This window comes from Alkalibacterium sp. s-m-28, assembly GCF_054658175.1.
In genome coordinates this window covers 1-449 of the sequence record NZ_BAAGIQ010000276.1, presented here as the reverse complement: position 1 = coordinate 449, position 449 = coordinate 1, and the positions used below count along the sequence as shown (strand labels likewise).

2 protein-coding genes are annotated in these 449 nt (G+C 36.7%); one reads left to right on the top strand and one right to left on the bottom strand.

Annotated features, from left to right (window positions below):
• Window positions 1-67 precede the first annotated feature (67 nt).
• Window positions 68-214 carry a hypothetical protein gene (locus ACYQ4S_RS12315; RefSeq protein ID WP_176759653.1) on the bottom strand — a complete coding sequence of 49 codons (147 nt, stop codon included), beginning with the start codon at window positions 212-214 and terminating at the stop codon, window positions 68-70.
• A gap of 58 nt (window positions 215-272) precedes the next feature.
• Between ACYQ4S_RS12315 and ACYQ4S_RS12310 the strand changes: the two genes are divergently transcribed.
• A partial coding sequence (locus ACYQ4S_RS12310; protein ID WP_459771459.1) for a helix-turn-helix domain-containing protein occupies window positions 273-449 on the top strand: 177 nt, incomplete at its 3' end.

Here is a 449-nt window from a genome sequence, read left to right as displayed (position 1 = left end):
CATTTGACAGAAGACTCCCACCTCTAAGCGAAGCGTAGGTGGGAGATGAATGCCTATTGAGCGAAGCTCAAAACAGCCCTTCTGATTTTAATGCTTTTCGCAACAGTTCAAGTACACTGGCTGTAAATGTAGCTATGCTGTTTTTCTCTTGATACGTTTCAATTGCTTCCACTAAATCTTTGGGGAAGCGAATTAGTTTTTGAATCTTTTCCATTGACACCACTCCTTAAATACTATATCATTATGATATACAAAAGGAGGTGGATTGTCAAATGAAAATTCATAAAGCCTATAAATTTCGACTCTATCCAAACAAAGAACAGGCTATTTTGATTAACAAGACTATTGGGTGTTCCCGATTCATCTACAATCATTTTCTCAATCAGTGGAATGAAACTTACAAAGAAACAGGTAAGGGATTATCTTATGGGAAATGTTCTGCACAACTT